Source organism: Lentzea guizhouensis (assembly GCF_001701025.1).
GTDB lineage: Bacteria > Actinomycetota > Actinomycetes > Mycobacteriales > Pseudonocardiaceae > Lentzea > Lentzea guizhouensis.
The window spans coordinates 4,960,418-4,983,655 of record NZ_CP016793.1 but is presented as its reverse complement, the minus strand read 5'-3'; the positions used below and the strand labels follow the sequence as shown (position 1 = coordinate 4,983,655).

Annotated in this window: 22 protein-coding genes; 7 read left to right on the top strand and 15 right to left on the bottom strand. The window is 70.4% G+C overall.

What is annotated here, in order from left to right:
• The first annotated feature begins 54 nt into the window (after positions 1-54).
• Positions 55-498 carry a hypothetical protein gene (locus BBK82_RS24645; RefSeq protein WP_083268124.1) on the top strand — a complete coding sequence of 148 codons (444 nt, stop codon included), beginning with the start codon at positions 55-57 and terminating at the stop codon, positions 496-498.
• A gap of 16 nt (positions 499-514) precedes the next feature.
• Positions 515-1,546: a toll/interleukin-1 receptor domain-containing protein gene (locus BBK82_RS24640; protein ID WP_065917125.1), complete on the top strand. Its 1,032-nt coding sequence runs from the start codon at positions 515-517 to the stop codon at positions 1,544-1,546.
• Here BBK82_RS24640 and BBK82_RS24635 read toward each other — a convergent pair.
• The 10 genes from BBK82_RS24635 to argC are packed head-to-tail and all read right to left on the bottom strand — an operon-like array spanning position 1,538 to position 10,704.
• Positions 1,538-2,788, bottom strand: a complete 1,251-nt coding sequence (locus BBK82_RS24635) for an SMI1/KNR4 family protein (protein WP_065917124.1) — start codon at positions 2,786-2,788, stop codon at positions 1,538-1,540. The two genes, BBK82_RS24640 and BBK82_RS24635, sit on opposite strands and share 9 nt — an antisense overlap.
• A 17-nt stretch (positions 2,789-2,805) precedes the next feature.
• Positions 2,806-3,414 carry a DNA-3-methyladenine glycosylase gene (locus BBK82_RS24630; protein WP_065917123.1) on the bottom strand — a complete coding sequence of 203 codons (609 nt, stop codon included), beginning with the start codon at positions 3,412-3,414 and terminating at the stop codon, positions 2,806-2,808.
• Entirely contained in the window at positions 3,404-4,795 is a 1,392-nt protein-coding gene (argH, locus tag BBK82_RS24625; protein WP_065917122.1) for an argininosuccinate lyase, read from the bottom strand. The genes BBK82_RS24630 and argH overlap by 11 nt, the downstream gene beginning before the upstream one ends.
• A 27-nt stretch (positions 4,796-4,822) precedes the next feature.
• Entirely contained in the window at positions 4,823-5,089 is a 267-nt protein-coding gene (locus tag BBK82_RS52780; protein ID WP_065917121.1) for a hypothetical protein, read from the bottom strand.
• A complete protein-coding gene (locus tag BBK82_RS24615) occupies positions 5,082-5,567 on the bottom strand; it encodes an arginine repressor (protein ID WP_065917120.1) in 486 nt (161 codons plus the stop codon). Before BBK82_RS24615 ends, BBK82_RS52780 begins: the two co-directional genes overlap by 8 nt.
• Entirely contained in the window at positions 5,564-6,496 is a 933-nt protein-coding gene (gene argF / locus BBK82_RS24610; RefSeq protein ID WP_065917119.1) for an ornithine carbamoyltransferase, read from the bottom strand. The genes BBK82_RS24615 and argF overlap by 4 nt, the downstream gene beginning before the upstream one ends.
• Positions 6,493-7,626 carry an acetylornithine transaminase gene (locus BBK82_RS24605; RefSeq protein WP_065917118.1) on the bottom strand — a complete coding sequence of 378 codons (1,134 nt, stop codon included), beginning with the start codon at positions 7,624-7,626 and terminating at the stop codon, positions 6,493-6,495. Before BBK82_RS24605 ends, argF begins: the two co-directional genes overlap by 4 nt.
• Positions 7,627-7,646: 20 nt before the next feature.
• Entirely contained in the window at positions 7,647-8,519 is an 873-nt protein-coding gene (gene argB, locus BBK82_RS24600) for an acetylglutamate kinase (RefSeq protein WP_065917117.1), read from the bottom strand.
• Positions 8,513-9,685, bottom strand: coding sequence for a bifunctional glutamate N-acetyltransferase/amino-acid acetyltransferase ArgJ (gene argJ / locus BBK82_RS24595; protein ID WP_065917116.1), 1,173 nt, complete (start codon positions 9,683-9,685; stop codon positions 8,513-8,515). The genes argB and argJ overlap by 7 nt, the downstream gene beginning before the upstream one ends.
• Positions 9,682-10,704 carry an N-acetyl-gamma-glutamyl-phosphate reductase gene (gene argC, locus BBK82_RS24590; RefSeq protein ID WP_065917115.1) on the bottom strand — a complete coding sequence of 341 codons (1,023 nt, stop codon included), beginning with the start codon at positions 10,702-10,704 and terminating at the stop codon, positions 9,682-9,684. Before argC ends, argJ begins: the two co-directional genes overlap by 4 nt.
• A 176-nt stretch (positions 10,705-10,880) precedes the next feature.
• Between argC and BBK82_RS24585 the strand changes: the two genes are divergently transcribed.
• From BBK82_RS24585 to BBK82_RS24575, 3 genes are read left to right on the top strand one after another with little or no spacing between them, the layout of a single operon-like run.
• Positions 10,881-12,371: a sensor histidine kinase gene (locus BBK82_RS24585; RefSeq protein ID WP_170067959.1), complete on the top strand. Its 1,491-nt coding sequence runs from the start codon at positions 10,881-10,883 to the stop codon at positions 12,369-12,371.
• A complete protein-coding gene (locus tag BBK82_RS24580) occupies positions 12,368-13,849 on the top strand; it encodes a sensor histidine kinase (protein WP_065917113.1) in 1,482 nt (493 codons plus the stop codon). Before BBK82_RS24585 ends, BBK82_RS24580 begins: the two co-directional genes overlap by 4 nt.
• Positions 13,850-13,859: 10 nt before the next feature.
• Positions 13,860-14,498 carry a response regulator gene (locus tag BBK82_RS24575; RefSeq protein ID WP_071812876.1) on the top strand — a complete coding sequence of 213 codons (639 nt, stop codon included), beginning with the start codon at positions 13,860-13,862 and terminating at the stop codon, positions 14,496-14,498.
• On the opposite strand, the gene sthA is transcribed toward BBK82_RS24575, so the two are convergent.
• Together sthA and BBK82_RS24565 are read right to left on the bottom strand one after the other, a co-directional pair.
• On the bottom strand, positions 14,495-15,910 hold the full coding sequence (gene sthA / locus BBK82_RS24570; RefSeq protein WP_065917112.1) for a Si-specific NAD(P)(+) transhydrogenase: 1,416 nt from the start codon (positions 15,908-15,910) through the stop codon (positions 14,495-14,497). The two genes, BBK82_RS24575 and sthA, sit on opposite strands and share 4 nt — an antisense overlap.
• A gap of 276 nt (positions 15,911-16,186) precedes the next feature.
• Complete coding sequence (locus tag BBK82_RS24565) at positions 16,187-17,203, bottom strand: hypothetical protein (RefSeq protein ID WP_065917111.1); 1,017 nt, start codon at positions 17,201-17,203, stop codon at positions 16,187-16,189.
• A 195-nt stretch (positions 17,204-17,398) separates the two neighbouring features.
• On the opposite strand from BBK82_RS24565, the gene BBK82_RS24560 reads away from it, so the two are divergent.
• The gene (locus BBK82_RS24560; protein WP_065921322.1) at positions 17,399-18,067 is read left to right on the top strand and encodes a DNA alkylation repair protein; all 669 of its coding nucleotides are present in this window, start codon (positions 17,399-17,401) and stop codon (positions 18,065-18,067) included.
• Between the two features lie 10 nt (positions 18,068-18,077).
• The gene (locus BBK82_RS24555) at positions 18,078-18,641 is read left to right on the top strand and encodes a GNAT family N-acetyltransferase (protein ID WP_065917110.1); all 564 of its coding nucleotides are present in this window, start codon (positions 18,078-18,080) and stop codon (positions 18,639-18,641) included.
• On the opposite strand, the gene BBK82_RS24550 is transcribed toward BBK82_RS24555, so the two are convergent.
• The 3 genes from BBK82_RS24550 to pheS form a co-directional block, all read right to left on the bottom strand.
• Entirely contained in the window at positions 18,610-19,107 is a 498-nt protein-coding gene (locus BBK82_RS24550) for a hypothetical protein (protein WP_065917109.1), read from the bottom strand. The two genes, BBK82_RS24555 and BBK82_RS24550, sit on opposite strands and share 32 nt — an antisense overlap.
• A 459-nt stretch (positions 19,108-19,566) precedes the next feature.
• On the bottom strand, positions 19,567-22,044 hold the full coding sequence (gene pheT, locus BBK82_RS24545; RefSeq protein ID WP_065917108.1) for a phenylalanine--tRNA ligase subunit beta: 2,478 nt from the start codon (positions 22,042-22,044) through the stop codon (positions 19,567-19,569).
• Between the two features lie 5 nt (positions 22,045-22,049).
• Positions 22,050-23,117 (bottom strand): phenylalanine--tRNA ligase subunit alpha, encoded by a 1,068-nt coding sequence (pheS, locus tag BBK82_RS24540; RefSeq protein ID WP_065917107.1) that lies wholly within the window; start codon positions 23,115-23,117, stop codon positions 22,050-22,052.
• Positions 23,118-23,238: the final 121 nt, after the last annotated feature.

The following is a 23,238-nucleotide window of genomic DNA, read 5'->3' as shown; positions in this document are numbered from 1 at the left end:
GCGTACCTGGTCCACCGTGTTTCGACCCGGTGCGCGGACGGGTACGCCAGCGCCATGACGGACCCACGTGATGCGGAGTTACGGCGGCCCACCGAGCGGATGCCGCGCGTGAACGAGCCGGTCGTCGAGGAAGTGGTCGAGCGACGCGACGACACGTACCGCAAGGTGCGCACCGTGCACAGCGTCTGCGCGGTCATCGACATCGTGTGCTGGGCGTTCGCCATCGTGCTGCTGGTGCACATCTTCCTGGTGATCGCCGACGCCAACGCCACCAACGGGTTCTTCCAGTTCGTCGCGGGCTGGGCGGACGGGATCACCCTGGGCCTGGAGGGCCTGTTCACGCCGGACAGCCCCAAGGTGGCGGTGCTGTTCAACGAGGGCCTGGCCGCGGTGCTGTGGCTGCTCATCGGCACGCTGCTGACGAGCCTGATCACCCGGCTGGCGCTGCCGGTCGACCACCGTCGCGCCTGGTACCGCAGGACGACCGTGCGGCCGTAACGGCGAGAATGACGGGGTGACCGAGTACGACTTCGACGTCGCCCCGTCGTTCGCCGAACAGGACCGCGCCCTGGTCCTGCCGGTCGTGCAGCGTCTCAAAGAGCTCGGCGTCAGCGTCTACTACGACGAGGACCGGCTCGTCGAGACGTGGGGCTTGGACCTCGTCGAGCACCTCTCGGACACCTATGGCGAACGCGTGCGGTTCGTCCTCTTGTTCGCCTCACACAATTACGTCGAACACAAGTGGGCCCGTCTCCAGCGCCGTGCCGCCCAGGCGCGTGCGCTGGAGCAACAGGTCGAGTACGTGCTGCCGGTCAAGATCGACGACACCGCCGTACCGGGGCTCTCGGAGACCATCGGCTACCTGGACCTGCGGCGGCACGACACCGAGACCATCGCGCGGGCCGTGGTGCAGAAGCTCGCCCAGCACCGTTCCGAGTTCACCCCGCAGACGCCGATCACCGCTCAGGCCGTGCAGGCGCTCACCGCCGAACGACCGAAGGGCTGGGAGTACCTGCTCTACGTCGGCGTCGTATGGCAGGGCATGCGCACGTTGGACAGCAAGTACTGGGAACACTTTCTCCGCTACGCGCCACGCAACGGCCACGTCGAACACGGCACCGGCCTGGACGCCGTCCGCGACCGCAACGTGCTCCTCGGCGAGATCATCGCGGTCGCCGTCGACACGATCTTCACGCCACACGCCCAGGAAGCGGCGTTCGGCGCCGGCAACGCGGACCGGATCATCCACCTGGGACGGCTGTTCGTGCAGACGTACGACGAGATCCTCGAGTGGGCGCGCACGATCTACGCCACCAGTTACGCCGATGCGCACGCACGGGTCGCCGCACGCATCCAGGCGCGTTTCGCCGACCAGCAGCTGGAGGCCATGCACAAGGTCGCGCAGGACCTCCGCGAGGTCGCGGACACGCTGGTCGAGCGGCTCACCGCGGGCGAGCAGATCAACGTCAACGTGCCGCTGGTGTTCGAGGTCGACCCGGACCTGGAGGCGGAGTTCGTGATCGCGGTCGGCAAGCTGTCAGGCTGACGCGCGTCCTCTGATCACCTCGCGGGGCAGCCCGGCACCACGTTCACCCGCCCACGCCAGCGCGAGGGCCAGCGAGGACTCGCCGACGAGCCCGGCCGCGGCGGGGGTCTGCGAGCACCGCCGCCACTGCTCGGCGTTCAGCACGAGGTAGTCGACCCGCGGCAACGACTCGACGTCCACGTCCGCCCGGGACACGTCGAGCACGCGCAGGTTCGGCAACGAGGGCAGTTCCACGTGCGCACCGTTCACCACGAGCGCCTTCAACGTCTCGCACACCGGCAGCTCGATCTCGTAGCCGCTCACCTCAAGGCGTTCCAGCGGCAGGTGCGACAGGGCGGCGAGACGCACCGAACCACCGCGCACGACGCGGAGCTCGCGCAACGACGTCAGGTGACCGAGGAGGCCGAAGTCGAGGTCGCCCGGCTCGCGGACGGTGATCTGCTGCAAGGTGGGCGGCAGCGCCGCCGGCGTGCGGTCGGCGGCGTCGAAGTGGTCTTCCAGCCCTTCCGAGCCGGGGTACTCGTCGGGCAGAACCAGTTCCGGCAGCGAGTCGGCGAGGTAGGTCAGCGGGCCCTCTCCGGCCAGCTGGATCACCTGACCCACCCGGCCGCCGGGACCGGGCGCGAGGTCGACGCACACCGCGTCGCCCCAGTCGTTGGCCCCGACCGGCACCCACAGCGGGTGGAACTGCACCGGCCGCACCGCGTCGGGCGGGCCGGCGTAGAGCATGGGCTGCTCCCAGCGCCGCGGGTCTTCTGCCAGCTCGGCGAGGTGCCACCGCCAGTTGAAGAGGATCTCGTCCGGCCGGTCGAGGAGGACCTCGTCGACCGTCGTGGTGCGCGCGTACAGCTCGTGCACCTCCGTGGGCAGCGAGGCGCCGATAGCGGCCTCCACCTCGGCCAACGTGGAGATCTCCGGCTTGGTGGGGCGCAGAGGGGGTTTGCGCATGAAGGTGTAGGTAGGTGGCAGGGACGAGGCGACCTGGACGACGCCCTCGGTGACGACGGCTTCGAACGTCCCGTCCCGCTCGACGCGCAGCTCCAGAACGACCGGCCGGTCCAGACCGAGCCGCCACAGCCTCTCCATGGACGCTGACGACACGACGTCCTGGTCGGACGGCCCCGCCGTGAGCCGGAAGGTGCCACCGCCGCCGCTGCAGGACGCCCGCAGCGTCAGGAAGTCGAAGCCGGGAGCCACGCCGGTGATGAGCTCGTGTGCGAGAGCAGCCAGGTCCGCGCGCAAGTGGTCTCCCCGGTTCGTCAGGGCGTCACTTTAGGACGCCGCTTCCCACCGCGTTTGTAGGTGGACACCGCCGGGGAGTCGATCCAGAACCGCCACGGCACGTCCATCGCCACGGCGACACCCACGCGCGGTCCGGAGTGCACAGTCGTGACCGGATCGCCCGCGTACAACCGCACCGGCGAGTCAGCAGACGTCAGGTCCAAGCCGTTGGAACCGCGGTCCAGCCCGAGGACCTTGCACAGCCGTGCGGGTCCCTTGGCCAGTTCCGCCGCCGAACGCGATGCCGGGCGTCGAGAGAACGCGATGTCCTCACCCTCGACGACCTCGCCCGCGCGCAAGAGCACCGCACCGGGCACACCGTCGGTCAACGACACCACGTTCGCGCAGAAGTGCATGCCGTAAACGAAGTACACGTACAGATGGCCGGCCGGGCCGAACATCACCTCGTTGCGAGGCGTCTTGCCGCGGTAGCAGTGGGACGCGGGATCGTCGCCGCCGCGGTACGCCTCCACCTCGACGATGCGCACGCGCACATCGCCGGCTTCCAGGAAAGAGCCCAGGAGGAGCCGGGACGCGTCGACCGGGTCGACCGCCAGCTCCTCCTGGGTCAGCAACCTAGAACTCACGGGCCGCCGATGCCTTGGCCACCAACGCGTCCAGCTGCTCGCGCACGCGTGGAGGTGCCGTGCCGCCGTGCGCGTTGCGGGACGCGATCGAGCCCTCGACCGTGAGCACCGAACGGACAGAAGGCGTCAACGCGGGCGAGATAGCGGCGAACTCGTCGTCGGACAGGTCCTCCAGGCCCACGCCACGGGACTCCGCCGCACGCACACACGCACCCGCGGCCTCGTGCGCCACCCGGAACGGGACGCCCTCGCGCACCAGCCACTCCGCGATGTCCGTGGCCAGGGTGAACCCGGCCGGCGCGAGCGAGGCCATCCGGTCGACGTCGAACTTCAGCGTCGCCACCATGCCCGCGAACGCCGGCAGCAGCAGCTCCAGCTGCTCGACCGAGTCGAACAGCGGTTCCTTGTCCTCCTGCAGGTCGCGGTTGTACGCCAGCGGTTGCGCCTTGAGCGTCGCCAGCAGGCCCGCGAGGTTGCCGATCAGCCGGCCCGACTTGCCGCGCGCCAGCTCGGCCACGTCCGGGTTCTTCTTCTGCGGCATGATCGACGAGCCCGTCGACCAGGCGTCGTCCAGCACGGCGAAGCGGAACTCGGCCGTGGTCCAGATGATGACCTCTTCGGCGACCCGCGACAGGTTCACGCTCACCATGGCCAGCACGAACGCGATCTCAGCGGCGAAGTCGCGGGAGGCGGTGCCGTCGATCGAGTTCTCGACCGGCGCGTAGAAGCCCAGGTCGGCGGCCACCTTCGCGGGGTCGAGGCCCAGCGACGACCCGGCCAGCGCGCCGGAGCCGTACGGCGAGAACGCGGCGCGCTTGTCCCAGTCGTGCAGGCGGTCGACGTCACGCAGCAACGCGTGCGCGTGGGCCAGGAGGTGGTGCGACAACAGCACGGGCTGCGCGGACTGCAGGTGCGTGCGGCCCGGCATGACGGCACCGAAGTGCGTCTCCGCCTGCCCCGCCAGCGCGTCCACCACGTCCAGCACGCCCGCGGCGACCCGGCGGGCGGCGTCACGCAGCCACATCCGGAACAGCGTGGCCACCTGGTCGTTGCGGGACCGGCCGGCGCGCAGCTTGCCGCCCAGCTCGGCGCCCGCGCGGTCGATCAGCCCGCGCTCCAGCGCCGTGTGGACGTCCTCGTCCTCCAGCACCGGCGTGAACGCGCCCGACTCGACGTCGGCCAGCAGCTCGTCCAGCGCCTTGTGCATCCCGGCGAGCTCGTCGTCGGTGAGCAGGCCCGCCGCGTGCAGCACACGGGCGTGCGCGCGTGAGCCGGCGATGTCGTACGGCGCGAGCCGCCAGTCGAAGTGCGTCGACAGCGACAGGCGGGCCATCGCCTCGGCCGGTCCCGACTCGAACCGGCCACCCCACAAAGAACTCATCACTGCAACTTTCAGTTGGCCAACGCGTCAGCTGGCGAAGTCGTAGAGGGATTCTTCCGAACGGGCGACGATGCCCACCACGCGCCCCTCGGACAGCGTGATGTCGACCTCGCCGGAACCACCGCGGATCGCCGTCCGCGCCACCCGCAGCGCGACCGAGCCCAGGCTGGACCGCACCACGCCGGCGCGGAAGTTCAGCTCCCGCACCGCCTCCGGCACGGTCAGCGTCTCGCCGTCCACCGCGACCGGCACGCCGTCGTCGAACGTCACGACGGCGTGCACGGCATCATTCATCGCCGGTCACCGAGGCCAGCGCGGTGAGCCTCTCGGCCAGCTCCGCGCCGGTCATCGGCTCGCGGGCCACCACCAGGATCGTGTCGTCACCGGCGATCGTGCCGACGACCTCGTGCAACGCCGCCCGGTCGAGCGAGCTGGCGAGGAACTGCGCCGCACCGGGCGGGGTGCGCAGCACCGCGAGGTTGCCCGACGAGTCCGCCGACACCAGCCACTCGCTGAGCAGCCGCACCAGCCGCGTGGTCCCGCCCTGCACGCCCCGCACCGGGCTGCCGTCCTCCGGGATCACGTACACCGGCGCGCCGCCGTCGGGTCCGCGCAGCTTGACCGCGCCGAGCTCGTCCAGGTCGCGCGAGAGCGTGGCCTGGGTGACCTCGATGCCGTCGGCCGCGAGCAGCTTCGCGAGCTCGGACTGGCTGCGGACGGCCTGGTTGCTGACGATCTCGACGATGCGGCCCTGCCGGGCGGTGCGGGTCATGACGACTGCTCCAGCAACCACACGAGCAGCGCCTTCTGGGCGTGCAGCCGGTTCTCCGCCTCCTGCCACACCAGCGACTGCGGGCCGTCGAGCACCTCGTCGGTGATCTCCCAGCCGCGGTGGGCCGGCAGGCAGTGCAGCACGGTCGAGTCCACCTTGCCGGTGGCGGCCAGCAGGTCGGCGTTCACCTGGTACGGCCGGAAGGGGCCGACCCGGTCCTTGCCGTCGTTCTCCTGGCCCATCGACGTCCACGTGTCGGTGACCAGCACGTCGGAGCCGTCGACCGACTCGCGCGGATCGCTGATCAACGCCACCGAGCCGCCGGTCTCGGCCGCCCGCTTCTTGGCGTCCTCCAGGAACTGCGGGTTCGGCACGAACCCGGCCGGTGCGCCGATGCGGACGTGCATCCCGGCCGTGGCACCGCCCAGCAGCAGCGAGTGCGCCATGTTGTTGGCGCCATCACCGAGGTAGGTCAGCGTGAGACCGGCCAGCCTGCCGTACCGGCGCCGGATCGTCTGCAGGTCGGCGAGCACCTGGCACGGGTGGAACTCGTCGGTCAGCGCGTTGACCACGGGGATCCGCGAGACGCTGGCCATCGCCTCCATGCGGGCCTGGGCGAACGTCCGCCACACCACGGCGTCGACGTACCCGGACAGGATCCGCGAGGTGTCCTCGATGGTCTCCTCGCGCCCGAGCTGCATCGACCGGCCGTCGATGATCACCGGGTTGCCGCCCAGCTGCGCGATGCCGACCTCGAACGACAGCCGGGTGCGGGTCGAGTTCTTCTCGAAGATCACCGCGACGGACTTCGGGCCCGCCAGCGGCTTCGCGGTGAACCGGTCCGCCTTGTAGGCGTCGGCGAGGTCGAGGACGGCCGCCTGCTCCTCGGTGGTCAGGTCGTCGTCGCGCAGGAAGTGCCTCGGGCTCACGGCGTCTCCTCGAAGAACGTGGGGAGCGCGGCGACGAAGGCCTGCGCGTCGGAGGTCTCCAGCACGAGCGGCGGGGCGAGCCGCAGCACGTCCGGCTGGATCGGGTTGATCAGGTAACCGGCCTTCTGCGCGGCCGCCGCGGCCTTCGCCGAGACCGCCTCGCGCAGCGTGATGCCGAGCAGCAGGCCGGCTCCCCGCACTCCGGAGATGGCGGGGTGGTGCAGTGCCTCCACGCCCGCGGCGATCTCCTTGCCCACGGACGAGGCGTGCTCCAGCAGGCCTTCCGCGGCGATCGTGTCCAGCACCGCGAGCCCGGCGGCGCAGCAGACGGGGTTGCCGCCGTAGGTCGTGCCGTGGTGGCCGGGCTTGAACAGCTCCGCGGCCGCGCCGAACCCGATCGTGGCGCCGAGCGGCAGCCCGCCGCCGATGCCCTTGGCCAGCGTGATGACGTCCGGCACGATCCCGGCCTGCTGGAACGCGAACCACGTGCCGAGACGGCCGACGCCGGTCTGCACCTCGTCGAGGATGAACAGCGCGCCGTGCGCGGCGGTGATCCGGCGGGCCTCCTGCAGGTAGCCCGCAGGAGGGACGACGACACCCTGCTCGCCCTGGATCGGCTCGACGATGAACGCCGCGGTCTCGTCGTCGATCGCGGCTTCGAGTGCGGCCACGTCACCGAACGGGATGTGCGAGACGCCGGGGACCAGGGGCTCGAACGGCGTGCGCTTCGGTTCCTGGCCGGTGAGCGTCAGCGCGCCCATCGTGCGGCCGTGGAAGCCGCCGACCGTGGAGACGATCTTCGTGCGGCCGGTGAGCCGCGCCATCTTCAGGGCGGCCTCGTTGGCCTCGGCGCCGGAGTTGCAGAAGAAGACCTTGCCCGGTTCGCCGGCGATGTCCAGCAGGCGTTCGGCGAGCTTCAGCGCGGGCTCGTTGACGTACAGGTTGCCGGTGTGGCCGAGCTTCGCGATCTGCGTGGACACCGCCTCGACGATCGCCGGGTGGGCGTGGCCGAGCGCGTTGACGGCGAGGCCGGTCAGCAGGTCGACGTACCGGTTGCCGTCCGCGTCCCACACATGTGCGCCTTCACCTCGCTCCAGCTGCAACGAAGGTGTGCCGTAGTTGTCCATCATGGACTGTTGCCAACGCGTGGTCACTTGTCCCCCAACACCATGGTTCCGACACCTTCGGAGGTGAAGACTTCGAGCAGAACGCTGTGCGCGAGCCTGCCGTCGATCACGTGCGCCTGCGGGACACCGCCGCGCACCGCGCGCAGGCAGGCCTCCATCTTCGGCACCATGCCGCTCTCCAGGTCCGGCAGGATCTTCTCCAGCTCGGAGGCGCGGATCTGGTTCAGCAGCGACGAGCGGTCCGGCCAGTTCGCGTAGAGGCCTTCGACGTCCGTGAGCACAACGAGCTTCTCGGCACCGAGAGCGACCGCGAGAGCGCCGGCCGCCGTGTCCGCGTTGACGTTGTGCGGCACGCCGTGGATGTCCGGCGCCACCGACGACACGACCGGGATGCGGCCCGCGCGCACGATGTCGAGCACGGCGTCCGGGTTGACCTCGGTGATGTCGCCGACGAGACCGATGTCGACCTCTTCGCCGTCCACGAAGGCACCGCGGCGGGTGGCGGTGAAAAGGTGCGCGTCCTCGCCGGAGATGCCGACCGCGTACGGGCCGTGCTGGTTGATCAGGCCGACGAGCTCACGCCCGACCTGGCCGACGAGCACCATCCGCACGACGTCCATGGCCTCCGGCGTGGTCACGCGCAGACCGCCGCGGAACTCGCTGTGGATGCCGAGCCGGTCCAGCATCGACTTGATCTGCGGGCCGCCGCCGTGCACCACGACCGGGCGCAGGCCGCACAGCCGCAGGAACACCATGTCCTCGGCGAACGCCTTCTTCAGCTCGTCGTCGACCATGGCGTTGCCGCCGTACTTCACGACCACGAGTGCGCCGCGGAAGCGTTCCAGCCACGGCAGTGCCTCGACCAGAACTGCCGCTTTTTCTTGTGCGTTCACGATGAGTACGCGCTGTTCTCTTCGACGTAGTCGTGGGACAGGTCGGTGGTGAGGATCGTGGCTTCGGCCTCGCCGACGTTGAGGTCGATGACGATCTCGACGTCCCGGCCGGACAGGTCTGCCTCGCTGCGGTCGCGGTCACGGGTTCCGTTGCGGTACAACGACACGCCGTTGATGATGATCTGCAGGACGTCCGGGTCGATCTCGGCGTCCGCGCGGCCGAGCGCCATCGCGATGCGGCCCCAGTTCGGGTCGCTGCCGAACAGCGCGGTCTTCACCAGGTTGTCCTCGGCGACCGTCCGTCCGATGAGGACCGCCTCGGCCTCGGTGGCGGCCTGCTTGACGGTGATGCTGATCTCCTTCGTGACGCCCTCGGCGTCGCCTTGCAGCTGCTTGACCAGGTCGCCCGCGACCTCGGTCAGCAGAGCCACGAAGTCGTCGGACGACGGCTCGACGCCCGAAGCGCCGGAAGCAAGAACCAGCACGGTGTCGTTGGTGGACGTGCCGCCGTCGACGTCGAGGCGGTCGAACGTGCGCGAGGTGGCCTGGCGCAACGCCTTGTCGAGCTGGTCACCGGAGATCTTGGCGTCGGTCGTGATGACCGACAGCATCGTGGCCATGTTCGGGGCGAGCATGCCCGCGCCCTTCACGAACCCGCCGACGGACCAGCCCTGCTCGGAGGCCTTCCACGACTGCTTGGGGCGGCTGTCCGTGGTCATCACACCGGTGGCGGCGTTCAGCCCCGCCTCGACGGTGGAGTCGAGCTCCTTCGCGACGTTCTCGACGCCGGCGAGGACCTTGTCCATCGGCAGCCGCTCGCCGATCAGGCCGGTGGAGCACACGGCGACGTCGACCGCGCCCGTGCCGAGCACCTCGGCCACCTTCTCGGCGGTGGCGTGGGTGTCCTGGAAGCCCTCGGGACCGGTGCACGCGTTGGCGCCACCGGAGTTGAGCACGACCGCGGTGAGGCGGCGCGACTGGATCACCTGCTGCGACCACAACACCGGGGCGGCCTTCACCTTGTTCGTGGTGAAGACACCCGCGGCGGCGTCCTGCGGCCCGTCGTTCACGACGAGGGTGAGGTCGAGAGCTCCGGACTCCTTGATCCCGGCGGCGATGCCGGCGGCGCGGAAGCCCTGGGGCCCGGTGACGCCCTTGCTGCGGTTCACGGTGCGACTCCAACGGTCGAGAGGCCGGTCGTCTCCGGCAGGCCGAGAGCGAGGTTCATGCACTGGACGGCGGCACCGGCGGTGCCCTTGGCCAGGTTGTCGACGGCCGCCACGACCACCAGGCGGTTCAGGTCGGCGTCGACGATGACCTGCAGCTGGACGGCGTTGGAACCGAGGACGGCGTTCGTCGTCGGCCACATGCCCTCCGGCAGGAGGTGGACGAACGGCTCGTCGGCGTAGGCCTTCTCGTAAGCCGCACGGACGTCACGGACGTCACCGCCGCCGCGCAGCGTGGCGGTGCACGTGGCGAGGATGCCGCGCGACATCGGCGCCAGCACGGGCGTGAAGCTGACCTTGACCGGACGGCCGGCGGCACCGCTCAGGTTCTGGCTGATCTCGGGCGTGTGCCGGTGCGCGCCGCCGACGCCGTACGCGCTCGCGGACCCCATCACCTCGGAGCCGAGCAGGTTCGTCTTCAGCGACTTGCCGGCGCCCGACGTGCCCGACACGGCGACGATGACGACCTCGTCCTCGATGAGGTCCACGGCCGGTGCGAGCGCCAGCGACGACACGGTCGGGTAGCAGCCGGGAACGGCGACCCTGCGCGCGTTGACCAGCTTCTCGCGGTGACCGGGCAGCTCGGGCAGACCATAGGGCCACGAACCCGCGTGCGTGCCGCCGTACCAGCGCGTCCAGTCGTCGGCACTGGTCAGCCGGTGGTCGGCGCCGCAGTCGATCACGACGGTGTCGTCGCCGAGCTGGGCGGCGAGCTCGGCGGAGTGACCGTGGGGAAGTGCGAGGAACACCACGTCGTGCCCCCTGAGGGTCTCGACTGTGGTGTCTTGTAGCTGTCGGTCCGCGAGCGGCAGGAGGTGCGGCTGGTGCTTGAGCAACTGGTCACCGGCACTGCTGTTGGCCGTCAAAGCGCCGATCTCGACGTCCGGGTGGCCCAGTAGCAGGCGGAGCAGCTCGCCACCGGCGTACCCGCTGGCGCCCGCGACCGCGATCCTCACTGTCATACGAATGATTATGCACGGACGTGCAAACTCACTCAACTGAAAGTGCACGCGGGGAGCTTTCGTACTCTCCTGGCGCACGCGGGCCCCCGCGTGCGCCCACAGCGTGGACGGGTGGCCATGCGATCTGGCCGGGTGGCGCTGGGCACCGCGAGTGCCGGTCAGCGAAGATGATCGCCGTGAACGTGAGGCTGCGCGACGGGCTCTGGGCGGCCGGTGTGTTCCTGCTGGCGCTGGTGTCGGTGTGGGCACCGCTCGGCCGACCGGCGCCGTGGTGGGTGATCGTCGCCTCCGCGGTGTGGTCGGCGGCGCTGGTGCCGCTCAGCGCCCGGTTCCCGCGGTGGGCGCTGCTGCTCACCACTCCCCTGCACGGGATCAACAACCTGCTCGCGATCGCCCCGACCTCGCTCGTCGTCTTCCGCTCCGCCCGGTCGATCCGCTCGGCCGGGCAGCTGTGGGGGCTGATCGCCGCCACCGCCGTGCTGCAGGCGGTGTTCGGCGGGCTGTTCGCGTGGCGCAACGGCGACAGCGTGGTCGAGTTCCTCGGGGGCATCGGGTTCACGGTCGTGTTCCTGCTGGTCTTCCCGGCGCTGGCGGGTGCGCTCGTCGGGCGCCGCAAGCCGTTGACGCAGGTGTTGATGGAACGCAACGACTACCTGGAGCACGCCCGGCTGCTGACCGCGAGCACCGCGAGGTCCGACACGCGCGCGCACATCGCGAGCGAGATGCACGACATGCTCAGCCACCGGCTCCGGCAGCTGACCGCGCACGCCGGCGCGTTGGAGGAAGCCGCCGCAGAGCAGGCTCCGGAGCTGCGTGAACAGGTCGAGCTGATCCGCAAGACGTCCGCGGTCGCCATGGACGAGCTGCGCGAGATCCTCGGCGTGCTGGGAACGACCACCGAGGCCGCCGAGGACGCCGGTACCCGCGCGGACGTCGAACGGCTCGTGGCGGCGTCGAAGGACGCGGGTGTCTCCGTGTACCTGAACTGGTCCGGTGACGACCTGGTCAACGCGGACTCACGGCTGCGCAGGGCCGTGCACCGGGTCGTGCGGGAAGCACTCACGAACGTGCACAAACACGCCCCGTCAGCACAGACGCGCGTGTCGGTGGACGTGGGCGAACGGGTGCGGGTCGAGGTGGTCAACGGCCCGAGCGGCGAACCGCGCGGTGGCGGCACCCGGCGCGGGCTCATCGGGCTGGAGGAACGGGTCGCGTTGATCGGCGGGCAGTTCGGCGCCGGCCGGGTCGCGGGCGGGTTCCGGGTGGCGGCCGACCTGCCGTCGCACCCGGTCGTGCAGGAGGAGACGGGGGCGGCCGGTGCCGTGACCGAGGCGCCGCCGCCGGTCACCGCCGAGGTGCTGACCGTGCCCAGGGTGATCGGCAGCGGGTGCCTGGCCACGCTCGCGGTCGTCCCCGCACTCGGCACGGCGCTCGTGCTGCTGCTGGTCGCGGTGTTCGGCAACGACGAGATGACCCGGCAGGAGTTCGACACCTACCGGGTGTCGGTCACGCGGGAGGCCGAGCTGACCGAGAACCACGGCTTCGGCCTCCCGGCCGACGGCCCCGGCTGCTACCGCTACCACCTGCGTGACGAGGCGGACCACGACGTCGAGCTGTGCTTCACCCGGGAGGGCGTGCTGAGGACGAAGAGGGAGCTGGCGCGGTGAGGGTCGTCTGGCCGGTACTGGCGTTCCTGGCCGGGCTGGTGCCGCTGGTCGCACCGCTGGCGCCGATCCCGCACGCGGTGCTGACGGTCGCGAGCGCGGTGTGGATCGCCGGGCTGGTGTGGCTCGCGCCGCGCAAGCCGGAGTGGGCGCTGCTGCTCACGGCCCCGCTCTTCGGGGTCAACAACCTGTGGGCGCAGGCCGTCACGATGTTCGTGGTCTTCGCGGCGTCCCGGCGGGTCACCCGGCTCGGCAGGCTGTGGGCGCTGCTCGGGATCATGACGGTGCTGCAGAGCGTGTTCAGCCTGTTGCAGGAGAGCTACCGGACCATGCCGGTCTGGGAGGCGTTGTTCGGCGCGGTGGTCGGGTCGGTCTTCTTCGTGCTCTTCCCGGCCGTGTCGGGGATGTTGCTCGGGCGGCGCAGGCCGATGGTTCGGTTGCTGCAGGAGCGCAACGAGTACCTGGAACGGGCGCGCGCGCTCACCGCCGCGTCGGCGCGTTCGGAGGAACGCGCGCACATCGCCGGCGAGATGCACGACATGCTCGGCCACCGGCTCAGCCTGATCTCCATCCACGCCGGCGCCCTGGAGCTCGCGACCGCGCGCAAGGCACCGCAGCTGCACGAGCAGGCCGAGCTGATCCGCACCACGTCGTCGCTCGCGATGGCCGAGCTGCGCGAGATCCTCGGCGTGCTGCGGACCAACCCCGAACCCGAGTCGCTCGACGAGGACACCGGCACCCGCACCGACATCCAGAACCTGGTCGAGGCCTCGGCGGCCGCGGGCATCGCGGTGTCGCTCGACTGGTCCGGCGAGGACCTGCACGGCGCCGACCCCCGCACCCGGCGCGCGGTGCACCGGGTGGTCCGCGAGGCGTTGACCAACGTGCACAAGCACGCTCCGAACGCGCGCGCTCGGGTGCAGGTCTCCGTCCAGGGTGGCCGGGCGCGGATCCAGGTGGTCAACGGCCCGACCGACACCACGCCGGGCAAGGGCACCCGGCGCGGCCTGGTCGGCCTGGAGGAACGCGTCGGGCTGCTCGGCGGTGCGTTCAGCGCGGGACCACCGCTGGAGGGCGGGTTCCGGGTGGCGGCGGACGTGCCGCTGCACCCGGCCGCGCACGCGGACCCGTCGGCGGCCGAGGTGGCGGAGGTGCCACCGCCCCTCGCGGCCGAGGTGCTGACCGTGCCGCGGGTGCTCGGCGGCGGGTGCCTGGGGCTGCTCGCGTTGCTGCCGATCAGCGGGGCGTTGATCGTGCTGCTGACCTTCGCGTTGCTGAACCCGACGCAGATGAACGCACCGTACTTCGACTCGTTGCGGGTGGGCGTCACGACCGAGATGGAGGTCTTCGACCAGTACGGGTTCGGGGCGCTCGGCGTGGACGGCTGCTCGCGCTACCGGACGTCGCACAACTCCGAGCTGCTCTACAAGTTGTGCTTCCGCGACGGCAAGCTCCTCTCGAAGGAGCAGGAACGCCCGTAGGGTGTGCCGCGTGATCCGAGTCCTCATCGCCGACGACGAGACGTTGATGCGCGCCGGCATCCGGTTGATCCTGGAGAACGACCCGGAGATCACCGTGGTGGCCGAGGCGAGCGACGGCAAGCAGGCCGTCGAGCACGCCCGCGCGCACCAGGTGGACGTGGTGCTGCTGGACATCCGCATGCCCGGCGGCGACGGCCTCAAGGCCGCCGAGCAGATCGCGCCGACCGCCAACGTCGTCATGCTCACGACGTTCGGCGAGGACTCCTACGTGGCCCAGGCGCTGAAGGTCGGCGCGACCGGCTTCCTGCTCAAGGACACCCCGCCGCAGGAGCTGATCAACGCCGTGCGCAAGGCGGCGGCCGGCGAGCCGATCCTCGCCCCGCAGATCACCAAACGCCTGATCGAACGGCACCTCACCGCACCGGACAACAGCTCGGAGGCGCGCCGCAAGATCGACGCGCTCACCGAGACCGAGCGGGAGGTGCTGAAGCTCGTCGGGTCCGGGCTGTCCAACACCGAGATCGGCGAGCAGCTGTACATGGCGACCGGCACGGTGAAGGCGCACATCAGCCGGATCCTGCCCAAGCTCGACTGCGCCAACCGCGTGCAGGCCGCCATCGTGGCCCATGAGGCCGGGCTCACCACTTAGAGGTTGCTGAACCTGTCCAACGCGCGGATCTTGTTCGTCGCGTCGAGCGCCGCCACCTTGTACGCCTCGGACAGCGTCGGGTAGTTGAACACCGTGTCGACGAGGTAGTCGACCGTGCCACCGCAGCCCATCACGGCCTGGCCGATGTGGACCAGGTCGGTCGCACCCGTGCCGAACACGTGCACGCCGAGGATCTTTCGGTCCACAGTGGACACCAGCAGCTTCAGCATGCCGTACGCGTCACCGACGATCTGGCCGCGGGCGAGCTCGCGGTAGCGGGAGATGCCGACCTCGTAGGGCACGGCGGACGAGGTCAGCTCGGCTTCCGTGGCGCCGCAGTAGGAGATCTCCGGGATCGTGTAGATGCCGATCGGCTGCAGCCCCGTCAGCTCGTGCACCGGCTCGCCGAACGCGTGGTAGGCGGCCAGCCGGCCCTGGTCCATCGACGTCGCCGCGAGCGCCGGGAAGCCGATCACGTCGCCCACGGCGTAGATGTGCTCGACCGGCGTGCGGTAGTGCTCGTCGACGGACAGCCGGCCGCGGCGGTCGGCCTCCAGGCCCGCGGCGGCGAGGTCGAGCTTCTCGGTGCAGCCCTGCCGGCCCGCCGAGTACATGACGGCGGCGGCCGGGATCCGCTTGCCGGAGGCCAGCGTCGTGATCGTGCCGGAGTCCGACACCGAGACGTCGACGACCTTCTCGTCGAACCGGAACGTGACGGCCTGGTCGCGCAGGTGGAACTTCAGCGACTCCACGATCTCCGGGTCGCAGAAGTCCAGCATCTTCTCGCGCTGCTCGACGACCGTGACACGGGTGCCGAGCGCGGCGAACATCGACGCGTACTCGATGCCGATCACGCCGGCGCCGACCACGACCAGCGACGACGGGATCTCGGTCAGCGCGAAGACCTCGTCGGAGTCGAGGATCCGCTCCTCGTCGAAGTCCACGGCGGACGGACGCGCGGGCGTCGTGCCGGTGGCGATGACGATGTACTCGCCGGTGATCCTGGTGTGGTCGCCACGATGACTTCCTTCCACCGCAACGGTGTGCGCGTCCACGAACCGGCCGAGCCCGTTGAGCAGGTCGATGCCGTTGCGGTGCAGCTGCGCCCGCACGACCTGGACCTCGCGCCCGATCACGTGCTGGGTGCGCGCCATCAGGTCGGAGATCGTGATGTCCTGCTTGACCCGGTAGCTCGCGCCGTAGAGCTCGCGCTGGCTCATGCCGGTCAGGAACATCACGGCTTCGCGCAGCGTCTTCGACGGGATCGTGCCCGTGTTCGCGCAGACGCCGCCGACCATCTCCTGCCTGTCGATGATCGCTACGCGCTTGCCCAGTTTCGCACCCGCGATCGCCGCCTTCTGGCCACCAGGACCGGAGCCGATGACGATCAGGTCGTAGTCGTACGACGTCATGGTCGGCAGCCTACTAAGACGAGTCCGATTCCACCCCTGAACGAAAGATGAACCCGTGGGCGACGGAGGCCATGGCCGCCGGCAGGAGGGTTCTTCCACGGCCTGTCGCTGGACGAGAAGTCCCGCCTCGTCAGCGACCTGACCTACGCCGGGTACATCGCCTCCGGCGAGGAGATCACCGCCGGCGGCTGGCACCACCCCGACCGCGTCACCACCCGCCGCATCCTCGCCGAGGACCGGCTGGCGGTGCTCGACGAGCTGCGGCGTTCGTGATCCTCAGCCGGTCAGCAGCGACAGGCCGCACGCCGCGGCGGTGGCCGGAGCCTTGAAGATCAGGTCGAGCAACCGCGCCGCCGCCCGGTACTCGGCCACGCGCTCGCCGAACGGGCGGGTGACGATGCCGCGCACGGTCTCCGGCGTCAGGCGTTCGTAGGCGGGCACGGTGTCGTTGCTGAGGAAGTCCCAGCGGGCGTGGCGGTCCGCGTAGTTGAACGCGGGCAACGGGGCGCACAGCAGCGGCCGGTACCGCGCCGGCGTCTTGGCGCCCGGTACCGGCATCGGCCCGGCCACCGTCATCGCGTAGGTGACGATCTCGCCCGGCGGCAGCAGGCGGCCGCGCATCCGGTCGAACTGGTCGGGGATCACCACGTTCTGCTCGCGGTTGGAGAACGCCAGCACCGCCCGCGCCGGGTCGGCCCAGGCCGCGGTGGTGGCGGCGTCGATGATCCCGGCGTCGCGCATCTCCTCCACGGCCGCGGTGCCGCCGCTCAGGTAGGCGGCGTGCATGGCGCCGAGGTCCATGAAGATGTGCTTCTGCATCGACATCAGCATCGAGGAGAAGTACCGGAACTCCGGCAGCGTGCCGAGGTCGAGCATGCCGGCGGCGAACGCGGGCGCGCCGATGTTCGCGAACCCCATCCACCGCAGCTCGTCGGGATGGGCGAGGTAGAGGCGGGCGTAGAAGTCGTAGACGGCGAAGATGATCGGGCGGTTGTGCTCGGCGCTGCGCCGCGGGTCCCAGTCGGCGAGGTTCACACCGGCGTCGTCAGCGGCGCGGACGACCCAGTACTGCCACAGCAGCGCCCGGTAGCGGGTCGGGTGCAGGCCCCTGGCACGGGCGGAGTCGAGCGCGCGCTCCAGCACGACCCGGTCGGCCGGCAGGTCCGGGTGCACGCCACCGCTCTGCTCACCGTTTCCGTTGAGCAGCGGCAGATCGAGGAAATCCGCCGATTCCGCCTTGGTGGCGCTCATGCTGCCGAGCACGAGCGCCACCACAACCATCAGCACGCGCATGAACGCGAACTGTAGTGGCCGCACATGTGTTTGTTGTTCACAGTGAGGGGCGCGCCGGAGATGTTTTGCGTTTTCGTTAGCTTGGTGCCGCTATTTGCTCCGCGGAATTCGACATCTGTAAGCCGATTGACCGTCATCTTTCAGGCGATCGGATGAACGTCAGCGCAAGTGGGGCTCCGGTCGTACAGTGCTGGCGTGACTGCTGGAGAGGCGTTGGTCGACGCCGTGCGGACCGGGCTGGCCGAGCTGGCGGACCCGGTCAAGGCACCGGAGATGCAGGCGTACATGAAGTCGGACATGCCGTTCCTCGGTGTGCAGAAGCCGGGCCGGGTGGCGTTGCTGAAGACGTTGCCGCGAATCGACGACCGGAACGTTTGGCTCGACGCCGTGCAGACGTTGTGGCGCGAGGCCCGCTATCGCGAGGAACGGTATGTCGCACTGTCATTGAGCGGGGACAAACGATTTCTCTCCGTCGACCTCATGCCGTGGTTCGACGAGATGATCGTCACCGGCGCGTGGTGGGACTACGTCGACGAGATCGCGTCGAAGCGGGTCGGCCCGTTGCTGCGTTCGTCCCCCGAGGTGGTCCGGCCGTTGATGCTGAAGTGGTCGACGGACGGGGACCGGTGGCGGCGGCGGACGTCGGTGATCTGCCAGCTCGGGTTCAAGGGCGCCACGGACGACGAGCTGTTGGCGGTGTGCGTCGACGCCAACCTGGACGACCCGGACTTCTTCCTGCGCAAGGGGATCGGATGGGCGCTGCGCGAGTACGCGAAGACCGAGCCGGGGTGGGTGCGGGCATTCGTGCAGGCGCGGCCGGGGCTGTCGCCGTTGTCGCGGCGGGAGGCTCTGAAACACCTCTAGGGTCGACCACATGAGGTGGGATCACGTGCGGCTGGAACCGCTGACGCCGGCGCACGCCGAGGGCCTGTTCGAGGTCACCCGCGATCCGGACCTGTGGAGGTGGCTGCCGGGCGACCAGCCCCGCGACGTCGACGAGATGCGGCAGTGGATCGCCGACGCGGTGCTGACGCGGGAGCCGTTCGCGCAGATCGAGAACGGCAGCGGCCGGGTGGTGGGCACGACGTCGTTCTACGAGGTCGTGCCGGAACACCGCAGGCTGGCGATCGGCTACACGGTGATCGGCAGCGACTGGCACGGCACCGCGATCAACCCCGAGACCGAGCTGCTGTTGCTGACCGAGGCGTTCGAGGCGCGCGGCGTGCTGCGCGTCGCCTGGTACACGGACGCTTCGAACGTGCCGTCGCAGCGGGCGATCGAGAAGCTCGGCGCTGCGCGGGACGGCGTGCTGCGGTCCCACCTGACCAGGCCGGACGGCACCCAGTGCGACACGGTCGTCCACTCCGTGCTGGCGGCCGAGTGGCCGGCCGCCCGCGAGCGGTTGGTCAGCCGTGCTTCGCGCGGCCGGAGTAGGTGAGCGGGAAGACCAGCTCGGCACACGCGGCCGGCACGTCGGCCGCCACCTGGACCTTCATGGTGACCTCGACCGCTCCCCCTGCCGGGATCTCCACGATCGCGGTCAGCGGCACGACGGTCAGCACCCCGGCGGGACACCCCGCGACGCGCTGCTGCGTGGCGTCCAGCGGCTGGCCCGGCACCGCGGACAGGCTCTCGACGATGATGCCGACGGCGTTGGGGTTCGACAGCCGCACCGTGCGCTCGCCCTCGGCACCGGGCGTGAGCTCGACCGGCGCGCCGGAGATGTCGTTGATCTCGAACGGCTTCAGCTGCTGCATGCCGGACTCGCCGCTGCTCACCGAGTAGGCCATCGCCGGAGCCTGCGGCTCGGGCCACGTCAGGTGCATGGCCGCCACGACGGCCGCACCGACCATGAGGATCGTCAGCGAGACGGCGATCTCCAGGCGAGGACCCAGACTACGCATGGCGCAACTCTCCAGAGTTGTTGCTCCAGGCGGTGGGTTCGCCTCTAGCTCCCCACCGGACCGGCGACCAACTCGCCCGGTGGTTCATCGCTTCGCCCCTCGGCCCAGCGGGCCGCGCCGCCAATCTTGGAGAATCTTCACGTACCGCGCAAGCGTCTGACGGGCGCCGATTTTCCTGTGTAATGAGGGACTTTGGCACCTTGACAGCTACACAGGGCTACCACCTGCTGATTTGATCCAAATCCGGATCTACGAGACTCAGTCGATCGAGTGAACTTCTACGTACAGCTTCGAACAATCGCCGTGCTGGCCCAGTGCGTCCCGGCCGTCGCGCACACCTGCACCTGACGGATGCTCGCTTTCACGTCTCGGGTCGTGCCGATTCCGGAGGTATCGGGCCCGATGACGCGGAAAAGCCCGAGGCTCCGAAGAACCTCGGGCTTCACCAAGCACAACCGATCAGGCGCGCAGTGCTGCGCCCACCCGCTCACCGGCAGCGGCAACGGCGGCGTCGCGGGCCGCGGTCGCCTCCTCCACCGTCAGCGTGCGGTCGGCGGCACGGAAGCGCAACGAGTACGCGAGCGACTTCTTGCCCTCGCCCACCTGCTCGCCCGTGTAGACGTCGAACAACCGGATGTCCTCCAGCAGCTCACCGGCGGAGGCACGCAGGACCTCCGACACCGACTGCACCGGCACGGAGGCGTCGACGACCAGTGCCACGTCCAGCAGCACGGGCGGGTACGGCGACACCATCGGGGCCGGGCGGTGGTCGTCCAGCGGCAGCGCGTCGAGGTCGAGCTCGAACGCCACCGTGCGCTTGGGCAGGCCCAGCGCCTCGACGACCTTCGGGTGCAGCTCGCCGGCGTGACCCACCGGCCAGTCGCCGACGCGCAGCTCGGCGCAGCGGCCGGGGTGCCACGGCAGCAGGTCCGAGGCCACGACCCGCAGGGTCACCCCGTACGCCTGGCCCACCCGGCGAGCCGCCTCGACGGCGTCCGACCAGTCGGCGATGCGGCCCTTGCCCCACCAGCCGGCCAGTTCGCGGTGGCCGGTCAGGACACCCGCGACGTGCAGCGGCTGCTGCGGCAGCGCGGCCAGCATCGAGGCGACCTCGGCCTCGGTGGGACGGCGGTCGACACCCAGCGACGGCACCGGCACCTGCTGCGCGCGCGGCAACGTCACCTGGGCGACGTTGTAGAGCGCGACATCGCGGGCACCACGGGCCAGGTTGCGCTGCAGCGTCTCCAGCAGGCCCGGCAGCAGGGTCGTCGCGAGGGCGTTCTTGTCCGCCTCCAGCGGGTTCAGCACGCCCACGGTGTTGCGCCGCACGTCATCCGCGGCCAGCCCGAACGCGTCGAACACCGACGGGTCGATGAACGGGAACGGCTTGACCTCGACGAAACCGTCCTCGGCCAGCGTGCGCCACACCGTGCGGCGGCGGCGCTGCTGCTCGGTCAGGCCACGACCGGCGGGCGCGGGCGGCAGCACGGACGGGATCGTGTCGTAGCCCTCCAGCCGCAGCACCTCCTCCACCAGGTCGGCGGGCTGCACGAGGTCGGCACGCCACGGCGGCGGCGTCGCGGTGACGATCGTCTGACCGTCGTCCGAGGTGGTCACCGCGACCTGGCAGCCGATCTGGCCGAGGCGACGGGCCGTCACGCCACGCGCGTAGCGGACGCCGGCGACGCGGTCGGGCAGGTCGATCGGCATCGACACGGGCTCGGGCAGCACGGCCGCGCCGACGTCGGTGCGGCCCGGCTTGATGGCGCCGTCGCCGTAGTGCACCAGCAGCTTCGCGGCCCGTTCCAGCGCCACCGGCGCCAGCGCGGGGTCCACCGTGCGCTCGAAGCGCTTGGCGGCCTCCGACGGCAGCTTGTGGCGGCGGACCGTGCGGGCGATGGACGCCGGGTCCCAGTTCGCGGCCTCGAGCAGGATGTCCGAGGAGCTGTCGCGGACCTCGGTCGACGCGCCACCCATGACACCGGCCAGTGACACGACACCGGAGTCGTCGGCGATGACGATGTCATCGACGTCCAACGCACGCACCGCGTCGTCCAGCGTCGTGAGCTTCTCGCCGACGGCGGCCCGGCGCACGACCAGGCGGCCCTGCACTGCCGCCGCGTCGAACGCGTGCAGCGGCTGGCCCAGTTCGAGCATCACGTAGTTGGTGATGTCGACCGGCAGCGAGATGGAACGCATGCCGGCCAGCATCAGGCGGCGGCGCATCCACCACGGCGTGGGCGCGGTCGGGTCGACACCGGTGACCCGGCGGGCCACGAAGCGCGAGCAGCCGGTGCGGTCCTCGATGTGGACCGGCCAGGCCTCGCCCTCCGGCTCCGGGATCTCGGCGAGACCGGGGTCGCCGAACGGCACGTCCAGCGCGCACGCGATCTCGCGGGCCAGTCCGCGCACCGAGAACGCGTAGCCGCGGTCGGGCGTCGGCGAGACCTCGATGACGGTGTCGTCCAGGCCGAGCAGCTCCAGCGCGTCGTCACCCGGCGTCGCGGTGCCCGAGGGCAGCACGAGGATGCCGGAGTGGTCGTCGCCGATGCCGAGCTCGTCGGCGGCGCAGATCATGCCCTCGGACGTGCGGCCGTACGTCTTGCGCGCGGAGATCGTGAAACCGCCGGGCAGCACGGCACCGGGCAGCGCGACGACGACCGAGTCGCCCTCGACGAAGTTGTTCGCACCGCAGATGATGTTGTTGACCTGCTCCGGGCCGACCTCGACCTTGCAGTAGCGGATCGGCTTCTTGAACTCGGTGAGCTCCTCGATCTCCACGACGCGACCGGCGACGATCGGGCCGGTGACGGGGCCGAGGGGGCTCACCTCCTCGACCTCGATGCCGATGCGCACGAACGCCTCGGCGAGCTCGTCAGGGGTGGGGATCTCGTCGAAACCGAGGTGTTCGACCAGCCAGCTGACCGGGATGCGCATCCGGCTCAGGCCTCCGTTCCGAAAGGCTGGGTGAAGCGGACGTCGCCCTCGACCATGTCGCGCATGTCGGGCAGGCCGTTGCGGAACTGCAGCGTCCGCTCGAGGCCCATGCCGAACGCGAAGCCGGAGTAGACGTCCGGGTCGACGCCGGTGGCGCGCAGCACGTTGGGGTTGACCATGCCGCAGCCGCCCCACTCGACCCAGCCGGCGCCGCCCTTCTTCTCCGGGAACCACACGTCGACCTCGGCCGACGGCTCGGTGAAGGGGAAGAACGACGGGCGCAGGCGGGTGCGCGAGTCCTCGCCGAACATGGCGCGGGCGAACGCGTCGAGCGTGCCCTTGAGGTGGCCCATGGTGAGGCCCTTGTCCACGGCGAGGCCCTCGACCTGGTGGAACACCGGGGTGTGGGTCGCGTCGAGCTCGTCGGTGCGGAACGTGCGGCCGGGGCACACCACGTACACCGGCAGCTCGCGGTCGAGCAGCGTGCGGGCCTGCACCGGCGAGGTGTGCGTGCGCAGCACCAGCGCGGAGTCGGCGGGCGCGACGTAGAAGGTGTCCTGCATCGAGCGCGCCGGGTGGTCCTTGCCGAAGTTCAGCGCGTCGAAGTTGAACCACTCGGTCTCGAGCTCGGGGCCCTCGGCGATCTCGTAGCCCATGGCCACGAAGACGTCACCGATGCGCTCGGCGAGCGTGGTGATCGGGTGGCGCGCGCCGCGCGGGAAGCGGTCCCACGGCAGCGTGACGTCGACAGTCTCCTCGCGCAGCACCCGCTCGTCGCGCTCGACGGCGAGCACCGCGTGGCGCTCGTCGAAGGCGACCTTGATCGCGGACTGCGCCTCGTTCACCCGCTTGCCCGCGTCGGCCTTCGCTTTGGGCGGCAGTGCACCGATCTCGCGGCGGGCCAGCAGCACGGGCGACCGGTCGCCGAGGTGGCCGGGCTTGACCGCGGCCAGCGCCTCCAGGTCGGCGGCTCCGGCGAACGCCTCGCGCGCCTTCTGCACGGCTGCGTCGAGGTGCTCGGCCGACAGCGCCGCGACCTGCTTGGGGTCGTACGGGTCGTTGGCTCCGGACATGGTTGTAGGACAGCTCCCGTCACGGACTCGGTAATCAACTCCCCGATCCTAGTGGGTGCCCACTTGACCGCCCCGAGCCGTTCCTCATAAATGGCGGCGCCGGTCGGGATCGCGTCCCTAG

Bases quoted from the DNA above. Each gene is read 5' to 3' on its own strand.
- BBK82_RS24565 (WP_065917111.1), bottom strand. From the start codon at position 17,203: ATGCGCGTGCTGATGGTTGTGGTGGCGCTCGTGCTCGGCAGCATGAGC.
- BBK82_RS24555 (WP_065917110.1), top strand. From the start codon at position 18,078: ATGAGGTGGGATCACGTGCGGCTGGAACCGCTGACGCCGGCGCACGCC.
- BBK82_RS24645 (WP_083268124.1), top strand. From the start codon at position 55: ATGACGGACCCACGTGATGCGGAGTTACGGCGGCCCACCGAGCGGATG.
- BBK82_RS24615 (WP_065917120.1), bottom strand. From the start codon at position 5,567: ATGACCCGCACCGCCCGGCAGGGCCGCATCGTCGAGATCGTCAGCAAC.
- pheS (WP_065917107.1), bottom strand. From the start codon at position 23,117: ATGTCCGGAGCCAACGACCCGTACGACCCCAAGCAGGTCGCGGCGCTG.
- BBK82_RS24550 (WP_065917109.1), bottom strand. From the start codon at position 19,107: ATGCGTAGTCTGGGTCCTCGCCTGGAGATCGCCGTCTCGCTGACGATC.
- argC (WP_065917115.1), bottom strand. From the start codon at position 10,704: ATGACAGTGAGGATCGCGGTCGCGGGCGCCAGCGGGTACGCCGGTGGC.
- sthA (WP_065917112.1), bottom strand. From the start codon at position 15,910: ATGACGTCGTACGACTACGACCTGATCGTCATCGGCTCCGGTCCTGGT.
- pheT (WP_065917108.1), bottom strand. From the start codon at position 22,044: ATGCGCATCCCGGTCAGCTGGCTGGTCGAACACCTCGGTTTCGACGAG.
- BBK82_RS24605 (WP_065917118.1), bottom strand. From the start codon at position 7,626: ATGATGGACAACTACGGCACACCTTCGTTGCAGCTGGAGCGAGGTGAA.
- argH (WP_065917122.1), bottom strand. From the start codon at position 4,795: ATGAGTTCTTTGTGGGGTGGCCGGTTCGAGTCGGGACCGGCCGAGGCG.
- BBK82_RS52780 (WP_065917121.1), bottom strand. From the start codon at position 5,089: ATGAATGATGCCGTGCACGCCGTCGTGACGTTCGACGACGGCGTGCCG.